General features: G+C 68.0%; 12 protein-coding genes and 1 pseudogene. 7 read left to right on the top strand and 6 right to left on the bottom strand.

Features of this window, described 5'->3' with window-relative positions:
• Positions 1-537: 537 nt before the first annotated feature.
• From rpoB to tuf, 6 genes are all read left to right on the top strand, one after another.
• Positions 538-4,023, top strand: coding sequence for a DNA-directed RNA polymerase subunit beta (rpoB, locus tag ABT001_RS16625; RefSeq protein WP_351277511.1), 3,486 nt, complete (start codon positions 538-540; stop codon positions 4,021-4,023).
• A gap of 129 nt (positions 4,024-4,152) precedes the next feature.
• Positions 4,153-8,052: a DNA-directed RNA polymerase subunit beta' gene (locus tag ABT001_RS16620; RefSeq protein ID WP_351277508.1), complete on the top strand. Its 3,900-nt coding sequence runs from the start codon at positions 4,153-4,155 to the stop codon at positions 8,050-8,052.
• Between the two features lie 491 nt (positions 8,053-8,543).
• Positions 8,544-8,915 carry a 30S ribosomal protein S12 gene (rpsL, locus tag ABT001_RS16615; protein ID WP_003948652.1) on the top strand — a complete coding sequence of 124 codons (372 nt, stop codon included), beginning with the start codon at positions 8,544-8,546 and terminating at the stop codon, positions 8,913-8,915.
• A 2-nt stretch (positions 8,916-8,917) separates the two neighbouring features.
• Positions 8,918-9,388: a 30S ribosomal protein S7 gene (gene rpsG, locus ABT001_RS16610; protein WP_018101248.1), complete on the top strand. Its 471-nt coding sequence runs from the start codon at positions 8,918-8,920 to the stop codon at positions 9,386-9,388.
• 38 nt (positions 9,389-9,426) lie between these two features.
• Positions 9,427-11,556, top strand: a complete 2,130-nt coding sequence (gene fusA, locus ABT001_RS16605) for an elongation factor G (protein ID WP_351277505.1) — start codon at positions 9,427-9,429, stop codon at positions 11,554-11,556.
• Positions 11,557-11,714: 158 nt separating this feature from the next.
• The gene (tuf, locus tag ABT001_RS16600; RefSeq protein WP_329231830.1) at positions 11,715-12,908 is read left to right on the top strand and encodes an elongation factor Tu; all 1,194 of its coding nucleotides are present in this window, start codon (positions 11,715-11,717) and stop codon (positions 12,906-12,908) included.
• A 92-nt stretch (positions 12,909-13,000) separates the two neighbouring features.
• On the opposite strand, the gene ABT001_RS16595 is transcribed toward tuf, so the two are convergent.
• The gene (locus tag ABT001_RS16595; RefSeq protein ID WP_351277502.1) at positions 13,001-15,103 is read right to left on the bottom strand and encodes a PIG-L family deacetylase; all 2,103 of its coding nucleotides are present in this window, start codon (positions 15,101-15,103) and stop codon (positions 13,001-13,003) included.
• A gap of 187 nt (positions 15,104-15,290) precedes the next feature.
• Positions 15,291-15,542: pseudogene (locus ABT001_RS16590) on the bottom strand (hemerythrin domain-containing protein); the annotation flags it as partial.
• 151 nt (positions 15,543-15,693) lie between these two features.
• Here ABT001_RS16590 and ABT001_RS16585 point away from each other — a divergent pair.
• A complete protein-coding gene (locus ABT001_RS16585; protein ID WP_351277500.1) occupies positions 15,694-16,890 on the top strand; it encodes a hypothetical protein in 1,197 nt (398 codons plus the stop codon).
• Between the two features lie 162 nt (positions 16,891-17,052).
• On the opposite strand, the gene ABT001_RS16580 is transcribed toward ABT001_RS16585, so the two are convergent.
• The 4 genes from ABT001_RS16580 to ABT001_RS16565 form a co-directional block, all read right to left on the bottom strand.
• Positions 17,053-17,289: a hypothetical protein gene (locus ABT001_RS16580; RefSeq protein ID WP_351277498.1), complete on the bottom strand. Its 237-nt coding sequence runs from the start codon at positions 17,287-17,289 to the stop codon at positions 17,053-17,055.
• A gap of 175 nt (positions 17,290-17,464) precedes the next feature.
• The gene (locus tag ABT001_RS16575; protein ID WP_351277496.1) at positions 17,465-18,343 is read right to left on the bottom strand and encodes a hypothetical protein; all 879 of its coding nucleotides are present in this window, start codon (positions 18,341-18,343) and stop codon (positions 17,465-17,467) included.
• Positions 18,344-18,377: 34 nt separating this feature from the next.
• On the bottom strand, positions 18,378-19,412 hold the full coding sequence (locus tag ABT001_RS16570; RefSeq protein WP_351277493.1) for a helix-turn-helix domain-containing protein: 1,035 nt from the start codon (positions 19,410-19,412) through the stop codon (positions 18,378-18,380).
• A gap of 216 nt (positions 19,413-19,628) precedes the next feature.
• On the bottom strand, positions 19,629-19,997 hold the full coding sequence (locus tag ABT001_RS16565) for a hypothetical protein (RefSeq protein ID WP_502967475.1): 369 nt from the start codon (positions 19,995-19,997) through the stop codon (positions 19,629-19,631).
• Positions 19,998-20,024: the final 27 nt, after the last annotated feature.

Here is a 20,024-nt window from a genome sequence, read left to right as displayed (position 1 = left end):
CCATCCGGGTGGTCGCCCTTTGGCGTGCCCCAGGACGCTGCCTTGATCTTCCCGCCCCGACGAGTAGGGTGATCTTCGCCGTGCCTTCCTCCTGGGCGTACGGAGGGCCGTCAACAGGCGTCCTCCGGGCGCAGGTGAAGATCGACGGACGTCCGTCAGAGCCTCGGGCCCTTGACGAACCGCACGCGGCGCGCAATTCTCAGGACGCGTCGTCATCTCGATCCGCATCCGAGGCATGGATCGAGAGCGAAGAGGGCAGTAAAGAAGAGCGCACACCGCGCGAGGGCTATTCATAGGTGTTGAGAACAGCTGTTGAGAACAACGTGGGTCTCTGAGAACCGCGACTGGACATCAGTGTGGCGTTTGGCTACACTGACCCTTTGCGCTGCCTGTTAGCTGCCTCCTGCCCGTCACCAGGGGCATGCCCACGCCTAGCACCGATGGCCGGATATTCCCTGACCTTGGGTTTTCTGTCTCTGTGTGCGGCTTGGGGCCGGTACGCGCGTAGTGAGTCCGAGCCCTCGGAAGGACCCCCTCTTGGCCGCCTCGCGCAACGCCTCGACCTCGAATACGAACAACGGTGCCAGCACCGCCCCGCTGCGCATCTCTTTTGCAAAGATCAAGGAGCCCCTCGAGGTTCCGAACCTCCTCGCGCTGCAGACCGAGAGCTTTGACTGGCTCCTGGGCAACGCCGCCTGGAAGGCTCGCGTCGAGGCTGCTCTGGACAGCGGACAAGACGTCCCCACCAAGTCCGGCCTGGAAGAGATCTTCGAGGAGATTTCGCCGATCGAGGACTTCTCCGGGTCGATGTCGCTCACCTTCCGCGACCACCGCTTCGAACCTCCCAAGAACTCGATCGACGAGTGCAAGGAGCGCGACTTCACGTTCGCCGCACCGCTCTTCGTCACGGCCGAGTTCACCAACAACGAGACCGGCGAGATCAAGTCCCAGACGGTCTTCATGGGCGACTTCCCGCTCATGACCAACAAGGGCACCTTCGTCATCAACGGCACCGAGCGTGTCGTCGTGTCGCAGCTCGTGCGCTCGCCGGGTGTCTACTTCGACTCCTCCATCGACAAGACGTCCGACAAGGACATCTTCTCCGCCAAGATCATCCCGTCCCGGGGTGCCTGGCTGGAGATGGAGATCGACAAGCGCGACATGGTCGGTGTCCGCATCGACCGCAAGCGCAAGCAGTCCGTCACCGTCCTCCTGAAGGCTCTCGGCTGGACCACCGAGCAGATCCTCGAGGAGTTCGGCGAGTACGAGTCGATGCGCGCCACCCTGGAGAAGGACCACACCCAGGGCCAGGACGACGCGCTGCTCGACATCTACCGCAAGCTGCGTCCGGGCGAGCCGCCGACGCGCGAGGCCGCTCAGACGCTGCTCGAGAACCTCTACTTCAACCCGAAGCGCTACGACCTCGCGAAGGTCGGCCGCTACAAGGTGAACAAGAAGCTCGGCGCCGACGAGCCGCTCGACGCCGGTGTCCTCACCAGCGACGACATCATCGCCACCATCAAGTACCTGGTGAAGCTGCACGCCGGTGAGACCGAGACGGTGGGTGAGTCCGGTCGTTCGATCATGGTCGAGACCGACGACATCGACCACTTCGGCAACCGTCGTATCCGTAACGTCGGTGAGCTGATCCAGAACCAGGTCCGTACGGGTCTCGCCCGTATGGAGCGCGTCGTGCGTGAGCGCATGACCACCCAGGACGTCGAGGCGATCACGCCGCAGACCCTGATCAACATCCGGCCAGTCGTCGCCTCCATCAAGGAGTTCTTCGGCACCAGCCAGCTGTCCCAGTTCATGGACCAGAACAACCCGCTGTCGGGCCTGACGCACAAGCGTCGTCTCAACGCCCTCGGCCCGGGTGGTCTGTCCCGTGAGCGCGCCGGCTTCGAGGTCCGTGACGTTCACCCGTCGCACTACGGCCGCATGTGCCCGATCGAGACGCCTGAAGGCCCGAACATCGGTCTGATCGGCTCGCTGGCCTCCTACGGGCGCATCAACCCGTTCGGCTTCATCGAGACGCCGTACCGCAAGGTCGTCGAGGGCGTCGTCACCGACGACGTCGACTACCTGACGGCCGACGAAGAGGACCGCTTCGTGATCGCCCAGGCGAACGCGACGCTCTCCGAGGACATGCGCTTCACCGAGGCCCGCGTCCTGGTCCGCCGTCGTGGCGGAGAGATCGACTACATCCCCGGCGACGACGTCGACTACATGGACGTCTCGCCGCGCCAGATGGTGTCGGTCGCCACCGCGATGATCCCGTTCCTCGAGCACGACGACGCCAACCGTGCCCTCATGGGCGCGAACATGATGCGTCAGGCCGTCCCGCTCATCAAGAGCGAGGCGCCGCTGGTCGGCACGGGCATGGAGTACCGCTGTGCCACCGACGCCGGTGACGTGCTCAAGGCGGAGAAGTCGGGTGTGGTCCAGGAGGTCTCCGCGGACTACATCACCGTGACGAACGACGACGGCACGTACACCACGTACCGCATCTCCAAGTTCTCGCGCTCCAACCAGGGCACCTCGGTGAACCAGAAGGTCGTCGTCTCCGAGGGCGACCGGGTCATCGAGAGCCAGGTCCTCGCCGACGGGCCGGCCACCGAGAACGGTGAGATGGCGCTCGGCAAGAACCTGCTCGTGGCGTTCATGCCGTGGGAGGGTCACAACTACGAGGACGCGATCATCCTGTCGCAGCGCCTCGTGCAGGACGACGTCCTCTCCTCGATCCACATCGAGGAGCACGAGGTCGACGCCCGTGACACCAAGCTCGGCCCGGAGGAGATCACCCGGGACATCCCGAACGTCTCCGAAGAGGTCCTCGCCGACCTCGACGAGCGCGGCATCATCCGTATCGGTGCCGAGGTCGTCGCCGGCGACATCCTCGTCGGCAAGGTCACGCCCAAGGGTGAGACCGAGCTGACCCCGGAGGAGCGTCTGCTCCGTGCGATCTTCGGTGAGAAGGCGCGCGAGGTGCGCGACACCTCGCTGAAGGTCCCGCACGGCGAGATCGGCAAGGTCATCGGCGTCCGCGTCTTCGACCGCGAAGAGGGCGACGAGCTGCCGCCGGGCGTGAACCAGCTGGTCCGCGTCTACGTCGCGCAGAAGCGCAAGATCACCGATGGTGACAAGCTCGCCGGCCGTCACGGCAACAAGGGCGTCATCTCCAAGATCCTGCCGATCGAGGACATGCCGTTCCTGGAGGACGGCACCCCGGTCGACATCATCCTCAACCCGCTGGGTGTCCCGTCCCGAATGAACCCGGGACAGGTCCTGGAGATCCACCTCGGCTGGCTCGCCAGCCGCGGCTGGGACGTCTCGGGCCTCGGTGACGAGTGGGCCCAGCGCCTGCAGGCCATCGGCGCCGACCAGGTCGCCCCCGGCACCAACGTCGCCACGCCCGTCTTCGACGGTGCGCGCGAGGACGAGATCACCGGCCTCTTCCAGGCCACGATCCCGAACCGTGACGGTGACCGGCTGGTCCAGCCCTCGGGCAAGGCCAACCTGTACGACGGCCGCTCCGGCGAGCCGTTCCCCGAGCCGGTCTCGATCGGCTACATGTACATCCTCAAGCTGCACCACCTGGTCGACGACAAGCTCCACGCGCGTTCGACCGGCCCGTACTCCATGATCACGCAGCAGCCGCTGGGTGGTAAGGCTCAGTTCGGTGGTCAGCGATTCGGCGAGATGGAGGTGTGGGCCCTTGAGGCTTACGGCGCCGCATACGCCCTCCAGGAACTCCTGACGATCAAGTCCGACGACGTCACCGGCCGCGTGAAGGTCTACGAGGCGATCGTCAAGGGCGAGAACATCCCCGAGCCCGGCATTCCCGAGTCCTTCAAGGTGCTCATCAAGGAGATGCAGTCGCTCTGCCTCAACGTGGAGGTGCTGTCCTCGGACGGCATGTCCATCGAGATGCGCGACACGGACGAGGACGTCTTCCGCGCGGCGGAGGAGCTCGGTATCGACCTGTCCCGGCGCGAGCCGAGCAGCGTCGAAGAGGTCTGACGGGTTGTCCGGCCGGATCCTCGTGATCCGGCCGGCTCTCCCCGGACCCGTTCAGACCATTGCTGAAGTGCCCCGATTTCTCGCGTGAAGCGAGGGGGCTCGAACCCCCGAAAGAGGGATTGACGACAAGTGCTCGACGTCAACTTCTTCGACGAGCTGCGGATCGGCCTTGCCACCGCGGACGACATCCGGACCTGGTCCCACGGCGAAGTGAAGAAGCCGGAGACCATCAACTACCGCACGCTCAAGCCCGAGAAGGACGGACTCTTCTGCGAGAAGATCTTCGGTCCGACCCGGGACTGGGAGTGCTACTGCGGCAAGTACAAGCGTGTCCGCTTCAAGGGCATCATCTGTGAGCGCTGCGGCGTCGAGGTCACTCGCGCCAAGGTCCGCCGTGAGCGCATGGGTCACATCGAGCTTGCCGCTCCCGTCACCCACATCTGGTACTTCAAGGGTGTCCCGTCGCGCCTGGGCTACCTGCTGGACCTCGCGCCGAAGGACCTCGAGAAGGTCATCTACTTCGCCGCGTACATGATCACGTTCGTCGACGAGGAGCGCCGTACGCGTGACCTCCCGTCGCTGGAGGCACACGTCTCCGTCGAGCGTCAGCAGGTCGAGAACCGTCGCGACTCGGACCTCGAGAACCGCGCCAAGAAGCTCGAGACCGACCTGGCCGAGCTCGAGGCCGAGGGTGCCAAGGCCGACGTGCGCCGCAAGGTGCGCGAAGGTGCCGAGCGCGAGATGAAGCAGCTGCGCGACCGTGCGCAGCGCGAGATCGACCGTCTCGACGAGGTGTGGAGCCGCTTCAAGAACCTCAAGGTCCAGGACCTCGAGGGCGACGAGCTGCTCTACCGCGAGCTGCGTGACCGCTTCGGCACGTACTTCGACGGCTGCATGGGTGCTGCCGCCCTGCAGAAGCGCCTGGAGTCCTTCGACCTCGACGAGGAGGCCGAGCGCCTCCGCGAGATCATCCGTTCCGGCAAGGGCCAGAAGAAGACCCGTGCGCTCAAGCGCCTCAAGGTCGTCTCCGCGTTCCTGCAGACCAGCAACAAGCCCAAGGGCATGGTGCTCGACTGCGTGCCGGTCATCCCGCCGGACCTGCGTCCGATGGTGCAGCTGGACGGTGGCCGCTTCGCGACCTCCGACCTGAACGACCTGTACCGCCGTGTGATCAACCGCAACAACCGCCTCAAGCGTCTCCTTGACCTCGGTGCCCCCGAGATCATCGTGAACAACGAGAAGCGGATGCTGCAGGAGGCCGTCGACGCGCTGTTCGACAACGGCCGCCGCGGTCGCCCGGTCACCGGTCCCGGTAACCGCCCGCTCAAGTCCCTCAGCGACATGCTGAAGGGCAAGCAGGGTCGTTTCCGTCAGAACCTCCTCGGCAAGCGTGTGGACTACTCCGCGCGTTCCGTGATCGTCGTCGGTCCGCAGCTCAAGCTGCACCAGTGCGGTCTGCCGAAGGCGATGGCGCTGGAGCTCTTCAAGCCGTTCGTGATGAAGCGCCTGGTGGACCTGAACCACGCGCAGAACATCAAGTCGGCCAAGCGCATGGTCGAGCGTGGCCGCACCGTCGTGTACGACGTCCTCGAAGAGGTCATCGCCGAACACCCGGTGCTGCTGAACCGTGCGCCCACCCTGCACCGCCTCGGCATCCAGGCCTTCGAGCCGCAGCTCGTCGAGGGCAAGGCCATCCAGATCCACCCGCTCGTCTGCACCGCGTTCAACGCGGACTTCGACGGTGACCAGATGGCCGTGCACCTGCCGCTCTCCGCGGAGGCGCAGGCCGAGGCCCGCATCCTGATGCTGTCCTCGAACAACATCCTGAAGCCGGCCGACGGTCGTCCCGTCACCATGCCGACCCAGGACATGGTGCTGGGTCTCTTCTTCCTCACCACGGACGAAGAGGGCCGCAACGTCAAGGGCACGGACCGCGCGTTCGGCTCCACGGCCGAGGCCACCATGGCCTTCGACGCCCGCGAGCTGTCGCTGCAGGCGAAGGTCGACATCCGCTTCCCGGTGGGCACCATCCCGCCGCGTGGCTGGGTGCCGCCGGTCGCCGAGGAGGGCGAGCCCGAGTACCAGCCGGGTGACACCTTCCGGCTGCGTACGAGCCTGGGCCGCGCGCTCTTCAACGAGCTGCTGCCCGAGGACTACCCGTTCGTCGACTACTCGGTGGGCAAGAAGCAGCTCTCCGAGATCGTCAACGACCTGGCCGAGCGCTACCCCAAGGTCATCGTGGCGGCGACGCTCGACAACCTGAAGGCGGCCGGTTTCCACTGGGCGACCCGTTCCGGTGTGACCGTGGCCATCTCCGACGTCGTCGTGCCCGAGGCCAAGAAGGCCATCGTCAAGGGCTACGAGGAGCAGGACGAGAAGGTCCAGAAGCAGTACGAGCGCGGTCTGATCACCAAGGACGAGCGCACGCAGGAGCTCATCGCGATCTGGACCAAGGCGACCAACGAGGTTGCCGAGGCGATGAACGCGAACTTCCCGAAGACGAACCCCATCTTCATGATGGTCGACTCGGGTGCCCGAGGAAACATGATGCAGATGCGTCAGATCGCGGGTATGCGTGGTCTGGTGTCGAACGCCAAGAACGAGACGATCCCGCGTCCCATCAAGGCGTCGTTCCGTGAGGGCCTCACCGTTCTGGAGTACTTCATCTCCACGCACGGTGCCCGTAAGGGTCTGGCGGACACCGCCCTGCGTACCGCCGACTCGGGTTACCTGACCCGTCGTCTGGTGGACGTCTCGCAGGACGTGATCATCCGCGAGGAGGACTGTGGCACCGACCGCGGCCTCAAGCTGAAGATCGCCGTCAAGGGTGCCGACGGCGTGCTCCGCAAGACGGAGGACGTCGAGACCTCGGTCTACGCCCGCATGCTCGCCGAGGACGTCGTCGTCGACGGCAAGGTCATCGCGCCTGCCAACGTCGACCTCGGTGACGTCCTGATCGACGCCCTGGTGGGCGCCGGCGTCGAGGAGGTCAAGACCCGCTCGGTCCTGACCTGTGAGTCCGCGGTCGGCACCTGTGCCTTCTGCTACGGACGCTCGCTCGCCACCGGCAAGCTGGTCGACATCGGTGAGGCGGTCGGCATCATCGCCGCCCAGTCCATCGGTGAGCCCGGTACCCAGCTGACGATGCGTACCTTCCACACCGGTGGTGTGGCCGGTGACGACATCACCCAGGGTCTGCCGCGTGTCGTCGAGCTCTTCGAGGCGCGTACGCCCAAGGGTGTCGCCCCGATCTCGGAGGCGGCCGGCCGCGTCCGTATCGAGGAGACCGAGAAGACCAAGAAGCTCGTCGTCACCCCGGACGACGGCAGCGAGGAGACGGCGTTCCCGATCTCCAAGCGTGCCCGTCTCCTGGTCGGCGAGGGCGACCCGGTCGCGGTGGGCCAGAAGCTCACCGTCGGTGCCACCAACCCGCACGACGTGCTGCGGATCCTCGGTCAGCGCGCGGTCCAGGTCCACCTGGTCGGCGAAGTCCAGAAGGTCTACAACTCGCAGGGCGTGTCGATCCACGACAAGCACATCGAGATCATCATCCGGCAGATGCTCCGCCGGGTGACGATCATCGAGTCCGGCGACGCGGAGCTGCTGCCGGGCGAGCTCGTCGAGCGTTCGAAGTTCGAGGTCGAGAACCGTCGTGTGGTCACCGAGGGCGGACACCCCGCCTCCGGCCGTCCGCAGCTGATGGGTATCACCAAGGCCTCGCTCGCCACCGAGTCGTGGCTGTCGGCGGCGTCCTTCCAGGAGACGACCAGGGTCCTGACCGACGCGGCGATCAACGCCAAGTCGGACTCCCTGATCGGCCTCAAGGAGAACGTCATCATCGGTAAGCTCATCCCGGCCGGTACGGGTCTGTCCCGCTACCGCAACATCCGGGTCGAGCCGACCGAGGAAGCCAAGGCCGCGATGTACTCGGCCGTCGGCTACGACGACATCGACTACTCGCCGTTCGGCACGGGCTCCGGCCAGGCCGTTCCGCTGGAGGACTACGACTACGGTCCGTACAACCAGTAGCAGTGAGTGAGGAGGGCGGTCATCCCGTTACGACGGGGTGGCCGCCCTTCTGCGTGCCCGGAGCGTGCTCGCGTGAGCTCGGTCACCCGGGGTGACCGTCGCCGGTCGGTGTCTCTCGGCCATCTGCCGCGGTGGGGCTCCACGATCGGGTCGTTTACGCTGGTCGGGGCGGCTGTGCCGGCCGAATGGCCGTTGCCGGGGATGGCCGCTGTGTCCGGTTGCGCCGCGCGACGGGGGCCGGGCCCCCGGGCAGGTCCGCATTTGTTTTGACCCAGCTCCGTGAGGTAGGTACGCTCAAGCCTTGTGCCTGGGGTGTGCCTGGGCTCGGGTGCGTGTCCATCAACCGCATGGCGAGTCCGTAAGTGGCCACCGCAATCTGTGTTCTTTCTGCCTTCCAGCAGGGGCGCGCAGTATTCGACACACCCGACCGCGTGGGTCGGTGACTGTTCCAGGTTAGTTTCACCGAACGGCACACAGAAACCGGAGAAGTAGTGCCTACGATCCAGCAGCTGGTCCGGAAGGGCCGGCAGGACAAGGTCGAGAAGAACAAGACGCCCGCGCTCGAGGGTTCGCCCCAGCGTCGTGGCGTCTGCACGCGTGTGTTCACGACCACCCCGAAGAAGCCGAACTCGGCGCTCCGTAAGGTCGCGCGTGTGCGTCTGACCTCCGGCATCGAGGTCACGGCCTACATCCCGGGTGAGGGGCACAACCTGCAGGAGCACTCCATCGTGCTCGTGCGTGGTGGCCGTGTGAAGGACCTGCCGGGTGTTCGTTACAAGATCATCCGCGGTTCGCTCGACACCCAGGGTGTCAAGAACCGCAAGCAGGCCCGCAGCCGCTACGGCGCCAAGAAGGAGAAGTAAGAATGCCTCGTAAGGGCCCCGCCCCGAAGCGCCCGGTCATCATCGACCCGGTCTACAGCTCTCCTCTTGTCACCTCGCTGATCAACAAGATCCTCCTCGACGGCAAGCGTTCCACCGCCGAGCGGATCGTGTACGGCGCCATGGAAGGCCTCCGCGAGAAGACCGGCGCTGACCCGGTCATCACGCTGAAGCGCGCGCTTGAGAACGTCAAGCCCTCGCTCGAGGTCAAGTCCCGCCGTGTCGGTGGCGCCACCTACCAGGTGCCGATCGAGGTCAAGCCCGGTCGCGCCGCCACCCTCGCCCTGCGCTGGGTCGTCGGTTACTCCCGCGCCCGTCGCGAGAAGACCATGACCGAGCGCCTCATGAACGAGCTGCTCGACGCCTCCAACGGTCTTGGCGCTGCCGTCAAGAAGCGCGAGGACACCCACAAGATGGCCGAGTCCAACAAGGCCTTCGCGCACTACCGCTGGTAGTCGCTCACCCCATCGAGACCGAGAGAAGATTGAGCCTTATGGCCACCACTTCGCTTGACCTGGCCAAGGTCCGCAACATCGGGATCATGGCCCACATCGACGCGGGCAAGACGACCACCACTGAGCGGATCCTCTTCTACACCGGCGTTTCGTACAAGATCGGTGAAGTCCACGACGGCGCAGCCACGATGGACTGGATGGAGCAGGAGCAGGAGCGCGGCATCACGATCACGTCCGCCGCGACGACCTGTCACTGGCCGCTCAATGATGTTGACCACACCATCAACATCATCGACACCCCCGGTCACGTCGACTTCACCGTCGAGGTGGAGCGTTCGCTCCGCGTCCTCGACGGTGCCGTCACCGTGTTCGACGGTGTGGCCGGCGTCGAGCCGCAGTCCGAGACCGTCTGGCGTCAGGCGGACCGCTACGGCGTCCCGCGTATCTGCTTCGTCAACAAGCTCGACCGCACAGGCGCCGACTTCCTCCGTTGCGTCGACATGATCGTCCAGCGCCTCGGCGCGGTCCCGATCGTCATGCAGCTCCCCATCGGTGCGGAGGCAGACTTCCGCGGCGTCGTCGACCTCGTGACGATGAAGGCCTTCGTGTATCCCGAAGAGGCCGTCAAGGGCGAGATGTACGACACCGTCGAGATCCCGGACAACCTCAAGGAGGCCGCCGAGGAATGGCGCGGCAAGCTCCTCGAGGCCGTCTCGGAGAACGACGACGACATGATGGAGCTGTACCTCGAGGGCGTCGAGCCCACCGAGGAGCAGCTCTACGAGGCGATCCGTCGGATCACCCTCGCGTCGAAGGGCAGCGCCGACTCCGTCACCGTCACCCCGGTGTTCTGTGGCACGGCGTTCAAGAACAAGGGCGTCCAGCCCCTGCTCGACGCGGTCGTCCGCTACCTGCCTTCCCCCCTGGACGTCGACGCCATCGAAGGCCACGACGTCAAGGACCCGGAGAAGGTCATCACGCGGCAGCCCTCGGACGACGAGCCGTTCTCCGGCCTGGCGTTCAAGATCGCCAGCGACCCGCACCTGGGCAAGCTCACCTTCGTCCGGATCTACTCCGGTCGCCTCGAGGCCGGCACCGCGGTGCTGAACTCGGTCAAGGGCAAGAAGGAGCGCATCGGGAAGATCTACCGCATGCACGCGAACAAGCGTGAGGAGATCCCCTCGGTGGGCGCCGGTGACATCGTCGCCGTCATGGGCCTGAAGCAGACCACCACGGGTGAGACGCTGTCCGACGACAAGCACCCGGTGATCCTGGAGTCCATGGACTTCCCGGCGCCGGTCATCCAGGTCGCCATCGAGCCCAAGTCCAAGGGTGACCAGGAGAAGCTGGGTGTCGCCATCCAGCGGCTCTCGGAGGAGGACCCCTCCTTCCAGGTGCACTCCGACGAGGAGACCGGCCAGACCATCATCGGTGGTATGGGCGAGCTTCACCTCGAGGTGCTCGTCGACCGCATGAAGCGCGAGTTCCGCGTCGAGGCGAACGTCGGCAAGCCCCAGGTCGCGTACCGCGAGACGATCCGCAAGACCGTCGAGCGCATCGACTACACGCACAAGAAGCAGACTGGTGGTACCGGCCAGTTCGCGAAGGTGCAGATCGCCCTCGAGCCCATCGAGGGTGGCGACGCCTCCTACGAGTTCGTCAACAAGGTCACCGGTGGCCGCATCCCCCGTGAGTACATTCCCTCGGTGGACGCGGGTGCCCAGGAAGCCATGCAGTTCGGCATCCTGGCCGGTTACGAGATGGTCGGCGTCCGCGTCACCCTTCTCGACGGTGGTTACCACGAGGTCGACTCCTCGGAGCTCGCCTTCAAGATCGCCGGTTCGCAGGCGTTCAAGGAGGGTGCCCGCAAGGCGTCCCCCGTGCTCCTCGAGCCGATGATGGCCGTCGAGGTCACCACGCCCGAGGACTACATGGGCGATGTCATCGGCGACCTCAACTCCCGCCGTGGCCAGATCCAGGCCATGGAGGAGCGCAGCGGCGCTCGCGTCGTGAAGGGCCTCGTGCCCCTCTCGGAGATGTTCGGCTACGTCGGAGACCTCCGCAGCAAGACCTCGGGTCGCGCAAGCTACTCGATGCAGTTCGACTCCTACGCCGAGGTTCCGCGGAACGTCGCCGAGGAGATCATCGCGAAGGCCAAGGGCGAGTAACTCTTCCGAGCACACGCTTTAGGCTTGTCACCGGAGCCCGGTCGGGCATTCGCCGCAGCGCGTAAACAGCGTGGCGGATGCCCCCGGCACCGGCATTCCAGCAAAGATCACCTGGCGCCGATGAAGCAAGGCGTACAGAACCACTCAGGAGGACCCCAGTGGCGAAGGCAAAGTTCGAGCGGACTAAGCCGCACGTCAACATCGGCACCATCGGTCACATCGACCACGGTAAGACGACCCTCACGGCCGCCATTACCAAGGTGCTGCACGACGCGTACCCGGACCTGAACGAGGCCTCGGCCTTCGACCAGATCGACAAGGCTCCTGAGGAGCGTCAGCGCGGTATCACGATCTCGATCGCGCACGTCGAGTACCAGACGGAGTCGCGTCACTACGCGCACGTCGACTGCCCGGGTCACGCCGACTACATCAAGAACATGATCACGGGTGCGGCGCAGATGGACGGCGCCATCCTCGTGGTCGCGGCCACCGACGGCCCGATGCCGCAGACCAAGGAGCACGTGCTCCTGGCCCGCCAGGTAGGCGTGCCGTACATCGTCGTCGCGCTGAACAAGGCCGACATGGTGGACGACGAGGAGATCCTGGAGCTCGTCGAGCTCGAGGTTCGTGAGCTCCTCTCCGAGTACGAGTTCCCGGGCGACGACCTTCCGGTCGTCAAGGTGTCGGCGCTCAAGGCCCTCGAGGGCGACGCCGAGTGGGGCAAGACCGTTCTCGACCTGATGAAGGCCGTCGACGAGTCCATCCCGCAGCCCGAGCGTGACGTCGAGAAGCCGTTCCTCATGCCGATCGAGGACGTCTTCACGATCACCGGTCGCGGTACGGTCGTCACCGGCCGCATCGAGCGTGGTGTCCTGAAGGTCAACGAGACCGTTGACATCGTGGGCATCAAGCAGGAGAAGACCACCACCACGGTCACCGGCATCGAGATGTTCCGCAAGCTGCTCGACGAGGGCCAGGCCGGTGAGAACGTCGGTCTGCTGCTTCGTGGCATCAAGCGCGAGGACGTCGAGCGCGGCCAGGTCATCATCAAGCCGGGTTCGGTCACGCCGCACACCGAGTTCCAGGCCCAGGCCTACATCCTGTCGAAGGACGAGGGTGGCCGTCACACCCCCTTCTTCAACAACTACCGCCCGCAGTTCTACTTCCGTACCACGGACGTGACGGGCGTTGTGACCCTTCCCGAGGGCACCGAGATGGTCATGCCGGGTGACAACACCCTCATGGACGTCGCGCTGATCCAGCCGGTCGCCATGGAAGAGGGCCTGAAGTTCGCCATCCGTGAGGGTGGCCGGACCGTGGGCGCCGGCCAGGTCACCAAGATCGTCAAGTAATCACCTGACTGTCTGACCTGGTTGCTCCGCACAGAGCACCTGGAGGGGCCCCGTCCCACCGCGAGAGCGGTGGGACGGGGCCCCTTCTCTCGTTACGGGCGCCATGTCCAGGGCAGCGCGTCCGGCCCCAGCCCCACCACCGCCGGGCGTCCGTCGGCGCCGAGGTGCAGTGCGGGCCCGTCCAGGGCGACAGGCCCCTGCGCACGTACGGAGTGCCGGGTGCCGGAGCGGAGCTGGATCAGGCCCGCACCGGTGCGGCCGAGCAGCGCGGTACCGGCGGCGGTCAGCTCTCCGTACCCGTCGAAGCCGGTGAGCTCCGCGGCCGTTCCGCCCCGTACGGCCGTCGTCACGGCCCGTGCCTCCGCCCGGTAGAACAGGTCCACGGATCCGTCGGCCGCAGGCTGCGCGGCGGGGGCGCCGCCGGGCACGGGTCCGGTGTCGATCTGCGTACGCGCGGTGAGTGCGGCGCCCGGGGTGTCCTGGGTCCAGTGGTGGATCGCGTGATGGCCCGCCGCGTGGACGTGGACCCGGCCCGCGCCGTCCACCACGGCGTCGACGCCGTCCTGGATCTCCCCGCCGCCCATGTCCTGCCACCGGCCCCAGCTCCTGTCCGGCTCCCGCACCCGGGTACTGAGTCCCTTCTCGGCGTTGCGCACGAAGAGGTGGACCCGGCCGTCCGGCGCCGTGACGGCCACCGGTACGCCGATGCGCCGCCCTTCGTCCCGCCCGGGGGAGGGGTTTCCCAGACCGCGCCAGGCGAGGAAGCCGCCGCCGGGGGCGCCCTGCTCCAGCAGCACGATCTCGCGCTCGTTGTCGGCGCCGTGCCCGGCGAGCGCGGTGAACCTCAGGGCGAGGAGGAGCAGCCGGCCGTCACCGTCGGTGGCCGTCCCCAGCGCGGGGGCCAGCGGCCCGCCCCCGAGGTCGTGGGGTGGGCCCCAGACACCGCTGCCCGCCTCGGTCTCCTGCCATCGCACCACCCGGAGTCCCACGACCGCGTACGCGGTGAGCCGCGTGCCGGGTCCCGTGGCGACGACCGTACGGGGGCCCGGGTAGCGGTGGTGGGTGGAGCGGACCCAGCCCTTCCGGTTGGTCAGCGGCCGGTCGCCGCCCACGTTGTAGTCCCCGCAGCCCGACGGATCGCCGCACTCCCAGTCGGGTGAGCCGCCGTAGGGGACGAGCGCGGCGGCCTTCTCGCACAGCACGGCGGGCGGCAGGTTCTTGGGCCAGTGCCGGTTGTAGTACCCGCGGAACGCCGTGGTCACGAAGGCGGGCACCTCCCCGCCGTCCGCTGTGACACCGGCCACCCACCGGATCATCGCCGCCCACCCGAAGCAGGCCGCGGCGGTGTGGTCGGCGTGATCGGAGTACCCGGGCTGCTCGCTGTCGGCGCGCCGGACCGCCTCGGTGCTGTGCTGGATGTCCGGGTCGGGGTCCAGGGTGTGCACGACGGTGGGCCGGTAGCGCTCCAGCAGCCCGGCGAGGACGTCGATCAGTCCGTCGTACGTGTAGGAGCCGGCGTGCCGCAGCGGTGAGCCGTCGGCGACGACCGTACGCAGGGACAGTCGGCGGTCCTGCCAGAGGCTGGGCAGTCCGGGCCGGTGCCGTCCGGTGTGCATGGCGGTGTCGATGAAGACCAGCTCGACCCTGCGCGTACCGGCGGTCAGGGTGTTGACCTCGGCCCGGTGGCCGTCGCCGAGCTCGGCGACGGATATCTCCCAGGGCGCGAACATCTCCAGCCCGAGCAGGGTCGCGTACGCCTGCCGCAGCCCCTGGTGGCGGGCGGCGGAGTAGGCGGCCTTGTCCGGCGCGGGGCGGGGCGCGCCGGGGATCTTGTTGACGCCGTCGGCCTCGCCGGCCGTGAGGTACACGCAGACCAGCGGTGTTCCGGCGTCGAGGGCCGGCCTGGTGTCTGGGTTCATGAAGTACAGATCGTCGTCGGGGTGGGCGAGTATCTGCATCAGCAGGGCCCGCCGGGTGGTGCTGATGGGCCGGCCGGGGGCGGGATCGGGCACGGGGTCCGTGCGCCGGGGCGGCGGGACCGCGCATGCGCCGAGGAGCGCGGTGCCGGCGGCCGTGGCCAGGGCGGAGACGACCGCACGGCGCACCGGACCGGTCGGGGTGGAGGCCGGTCGGGTCGCGCCGCCGGTGGCCGCCGGGTCCGGGGTGTGAGGGCGCGCGTGGGACCGATCCGTCATGCTGTGTGCTCCATCCGCTTCCCCCGCAGCGGGTGGCCGGATGCCTCGTGCTGCGTACCCGTCGCTCGACGGGGGACGGCAGGTCGGGCCGTCCCGCACGGACAGACGGAGACAGGGGAGGACGGGTTGCCCGGGACCGGGTGCCGGATGGCGTACGGTCCCGGGCTGCCGCCCCCGTGGGCGCGGATCAGATGGCGCCGTCCTCCTCCCGGTGGCCGGGAGGACCGGGCGGCCAGGGGACGTCGGCCAGCAGGGGCAGGATCGACTCCTCCTCGTGGTCGAGGTGCGCGTTCAGCTCCCGCGACATCGCGTCCAGTTCGGTGCGGAAGAGTGCCGGGTCGGCGACGGCGATGCCGGCCAGCAGGGTCACCAGCTCACCCTGGACGCGCGCGACGGTGCGGTGTTCGTCGCGCAGCTGGTCGAAGGTGTCGGTCAGATGGAGGTCCGTCACCTGTCAACCAGGAGGGGACGCCGGGGCCTGCCACCACGGGACGATCACATCAATGTCACAGAACGCGTCGGCTTCTTGTCCGCCGGAGCGCCAGGCAATGTACTGGCGGGTACAGCATCGCGGGGGAGTGGACAGCGCAGTGAGCAGGAACGGCACGCCGCCGGAAGACCGTCCGGATCGGCCTGGGGACTCGGGCTCCCCCACCGAGGAGCAGTGGGCCGAGTTCGCCCGGCAGTCGGAGACCGGGGCCGCCGGAGCCCCGAAGGAACCTTCGGCCCGTGCCCGGATGGTCACCGGCCGGCTGCGCGCACTGGACGAGGAAGCCGCCCGTGCCCAGGGCGGCAGACGGCGCTGGGGCAGGAAGAGCAAGCCGGCTGAACCGTGGCAGCCGGAGGGCTGGCGTACCGGGCCGGCCTGGCAGGAGCGTGACGGGCGCGCGCGGAAGCGGCGCCGCCTCGCCGGGATCCTGTGGATGGCCGTGGTCGTGGCGGCCCTCGTGGTCGCCATGCGGCCGAGCCTGGTGACCGACTACCTCCCGGGAGGCTACGGGGCCGTGGACGCCGCGCCCCTGCCCGCGGAGACGGCGCCGCCGACCGGCGCGCCCGCCGCCGGACCCGATCCGGACGAGCCCACCCGCGAGGAGCCGTTCCGGGGCTCGCCCGCGCTCCGCTGGGCGGACGGGGCGGAGGGGATCGAAATCCCCGAGGCCAAGGCGGTCGGAGGGATGAGCAGGGCCCAGGTCGGCCAGGCTCTGGAGGCGACCCGGCAGCTGCTCGCCGCAGCCAATCTCGACCCGGCCACCCTGCGGGGGGAGAAGCCCGTCGGGGCTCTGGAGCTGATTGATCCGCTGCAGAAGGGCGAGCGGGAGCGACTTGAGCGGTCACTGGCGGAGCCAGACGGGGACCTGGATCCCCTGATGTTGTTCAGCCGGTTCGATCCGGCCGAGACACGGCTGGTGGGGGACGTCGTCAAGACCCGTGGCCGGATGACGTTCGAGGCGGGCGACGCCGGTTCCGTGCAGGTGTACGCCGACTACACCTTCGTCTACCCGCTGGTGAAGCCGGGCGGGGACGAGGTGGCGCGTACGGTCGTGCGGCGAAAACTGACGACGGCGCTGCACGACCCGGAGCGGTTCGTGGTGACGCGTGGGAAGCTGTCCGTCGTCAGCTCCGAGCAGAACTTCGGTAACACCTCCTGCGAGACGAACGACGGCTTCCTGCACCCGGCTTTCCCGAGCGACATGCCGGAGCCGAGTCCCACCGGGCCTGCCGTGGACCCGTACGACCGCAGTGAGTGGCAGCCGGAGGGGTCCTGCGGCACGGTCACGCGCACCTGAGCCGGGTCTCGGCTGCGGGGCCCTGGTCACTCGTCGGCGAAGATTTCCTCGGTGGAGGTGGCGACGACGGCACGGCTGGACCACTGGTCCGGGAGCAGCGGCACCGCAGCGCCGTGCTTGTCCGGTGACCAGCGCCGCGAGGATGGCGAGCGTCGTTGTCCGCTACAGGCTGTTCCAGAAATCCGACAGCATGCGGGCTGTCCGCGTCGGGTCCTGGAGCATCCACCAGTGACCGAGCCCGTCGAGGTCGACGGCGCGAGCGCCGGCACGCCGGGCGGCGCGGTGACGGAGGGCGACGCTGCCGGCCGTGTGGTCCTCGGTGGCGACGGGAACCAGACCCGGCCTGGAAGCGGCCGCGGGCAGATCGAGGCCACGTTCGATCAGCACAGCCCGGGGCACGGACCGGTTGTACGGGTTCCTGACCGGCAACATCTTCCATGTGCTGTGGTGGGATCCCTTCCACGAGGTGTATCCGTCGAAGCTCAAGCACACCTGACGCGGCGTACCCGGACCCACCCGGACATCTCGGACGGCAGCGGCATAGCAGACCCCGCCACCGTCCGGGTCCGGCCGGTCAGTGATCCTCGGCGACGGCTTCTTCGGCGGTGGTGGCGGTGGTGGCGCGGTGGAGCCATCGGTGAAGGAGCTGGGGGTCGGTGCAGGTGCTGACCTTCTGTCGGAGCTCGTCGGTTACGGCGATGCCGCGTGCTTCGAGGATCAGCAGGAGGCCTTCGGCTCGGCCTTGGGCTCGGCCTTCGTCCCGGATCTCTTCGGACATGAAGGACTTGTAGAAAGTCGTGTCCACGGCCACCAGGTTCCTCCACTGTTGTGCGGCCGGGCGGTCGCCCAGGCCCTGTGCGATCAGTTCAGCGATGGGTTCGGCGATGCTTTCCGGTGTGTCGCGGAGTGCGGCGGAGAGCGTTTTCAGTATGGCATCGACGTCCGGATCGTCAGCGTGTGTGATGGCCGCGAGAGTGGCGAGTGCGAGGTCCTTGCGGGCCTCGGCGACGTTCTTGATGACGGGCATGTTGTGCGGGCCGGCGACGAGTGGGTTGAGGGTGAGTGTCCGCCATTGGCGGAGGCCGATGGTGATGGGGCGGGCGGCCCACCGGGCGGTGGCGTGGTCCTGGCAGACGACCAGGAGCAGGATGGGCAGGGCGCCGTATCTGTTGTGGAGATAGCTGACGTAGTAGGGCCAGCTCGCGGTCTTGCGTGGGTCCTTCTTGCCCTGGGCCTCGATGGCGAGGAGGAAGGGGCCGTCGTCCTGCGTTTCGATACGCAGGAGGGTGTCGACACGGCGTTCGACGGGGCTGTTCTCGGTGAGGTCGGTGGCAAGGACGGTGGCTGAGGTGGGCGTCGGGATGTTGACGCCGAGGACTTCGGACACGCGGGAGAAGAGGTCGGGGTACTCCTGGAAGATGCGGTGCATCGCCTCGTGGGGTGAGCTGACCATGTGGGTCCGTTCGGGGTGAGGGCGGCCGTGGCTGTCAGGCTGCGGCTGTGTGCAGGTCTTGGTGCGCGTCGATTCGGCAGTCGCGGCAGTGTCCTGGCTCGGTGGCGCGGAAGGCGCGGTCGCAGGTGTCGCAGTTCTGGAGCGGGATGACGATCACCCTGCGGCGGGGCGGGGTGAGGTCTGCGGTTCCGGGGAGCGGGGGCGGCAGGAGCGTGGTGATGCGGCTGCGGACGAACTTCGCCGGGTGTTTGACGGGGGTCGGGAGGTCGCTGGTGAGGGCGCGGCGGATGGTGTCGGGGTGGGCGTCGCGTTCGAGCCAGGCGGCGACGCCGGGGGCAAGTGCCTCGATGTCCGCCTCGGGGAGGGTGAGTTGCGGCGAGCTGCGGCGGAGGTCGGCGAGGAGCGCCGTGGCGGCCCGGTGGAGCTCCTCGGTGGGTGCGTGCGGCTGGGGGAGCGGCGCGGGCTGTTTCCTCGGGGCCGTGGGAGCCGGTACGTGGACGGGGGCGGCCGGCGGCAAGGGCACCGGGGCTGCGGGTGGGGCGGCAGGCGGTGGGGGTGGCACCTCGGCGGGGGCCGGGGGCGGAGCCGCTGCCTCGCGGGGCGGTGCGGGCGGTGGCGGGACGGCGAGGGCGGCTGGTGTCTCGCTGCGGCGGGGCTGGAAGCGGGGCCCGGGTCGTGGCGCGGGGGCGGTGACGCCGGGCTGGTTGTACGAGACCGTGCGCGTGACCATGCGGCCGTCGGGGAGGCGTACGCGGCTGCGGTGGAGGTAGCCGGTGGCTTCCAGCTCGTGCAGGGCTGCGGCGATGCGGGCTTCGCTCTCCGGGAAGCGGGCGGCGAGCACCTTGATGCCGACCTTGGCCCCGGCGGGCAGCGACTGGATGTGTGCGGCGAGCCCGATCGCAGTGAGGGAGAGGCCGCGGTGCCGGGCGAGGTGGTTGCCGATGACCGTGAAGCCGGTGATGTGGCGGACGTTGACGTGGAGGACGCCGGATGTCGGCGTGACGTCGGGTTGAGCGCCGGGGGAGCCGGGCTGGGCGCATGAGGGCGCGATAACCTGGGGGGTAGCCATCGGGAAGCTTCTTCTTCCTCGTGGTCAGGCCCTGGCCGGGATTCGCAGTCCCGGCCAGGGCCGTCTCGTGTCTGTGGTTGTCGCGGCGAGCATATGCCAGCCAACCCGGCCCAAATCCAGCCCTGTTGCGATATGTCACCCGTGCGAGTGATGCAGGTCAGGACGGGGGTGGGGTGGGGTTTGGTCGGGTTTCTTTCCCGAGTTCTTTGAAAGCCTTTAGACGTCGTGGGTGGCCGCGTCGCGGGTTGCCGGGGTGCGGTCGACCGGGTCGCGGGTGCCCGCGACCCGGTGGAGCCGGTCACGGTGCGAGGCCGAGCTCCGCCCAGACCGTTTTGCGCGGGACCGGGCCCGGAATGACGCCCCAGCGGTCGAGAAGTCCCGGCCGGTCACCCGTCCGTGGACCGTGGCGTCGGCGGCGAGCTCCGCGACGATGTGCGCGGCCGAGTCGGAGGACAGCCCCCAGAGGTCGAGATGGGCCACGGCGAGCAGACGGGCGAGCCGGGCGCCTAGGCGGGTGGGCGAGAGCAGCACGGTGAACGTGTGTTCGGTCGCGTGGGGTCGGGGGGTGGCTGTTTGTTGGTTCACGTCACTCAGCGTGGCCGCGTCTGGGTA

Origin of the sequence: Streptomyces sp. NPDC002793 (assembly GCF_040295485.1) — a bacterium.
In the GTDB taxonomy this organism is placed as follows: domain Bacteria; phylum Actinomycetota; class Actinomycetes; order Streptomycetales; family Streptomycetaceae; genus Streptomyces.
This window is presented reverse-complemented; position numbering and strand designations above follow the sequence as displayed.

Coding starts and splice junctions, on each gene's coding strand:
- fusA (WP_351277505.1), top strand. CDS start 9,427: ATGGCCACCACTTCGCTTGACCTGGCCAAGGTCCGCAACATCGGGATC.
- ABT001_RS16595 (WP_351277502.1), bottom strand. CDS start 15,103: ATGACGGATCGGTCCCACGCGCGCCCTCACACCCCGGACCCGGCGGCC.
- ABT001_RS16575 (WP_351277496.1), bottom strand. CDS start 18,343: ATGGTCAGCTCACCCCACGAGGCGATGCACCGCATCTTCCAGGAGTAC.
- rpsG (WP_018101248.1), top strand. CDS start 8,918: ATGCCTCGTAAGGGCCCCGCCCCGAAGCGCCCGGTCATCATCGACCCG.
- ABT001_RS16570 (WP_351277493.1), bottom strand. CDS start 19,412: ATGGCTACCCCCCAGGTTATCGCGCCCTCATGCGCCCAGCCCGGCTCC.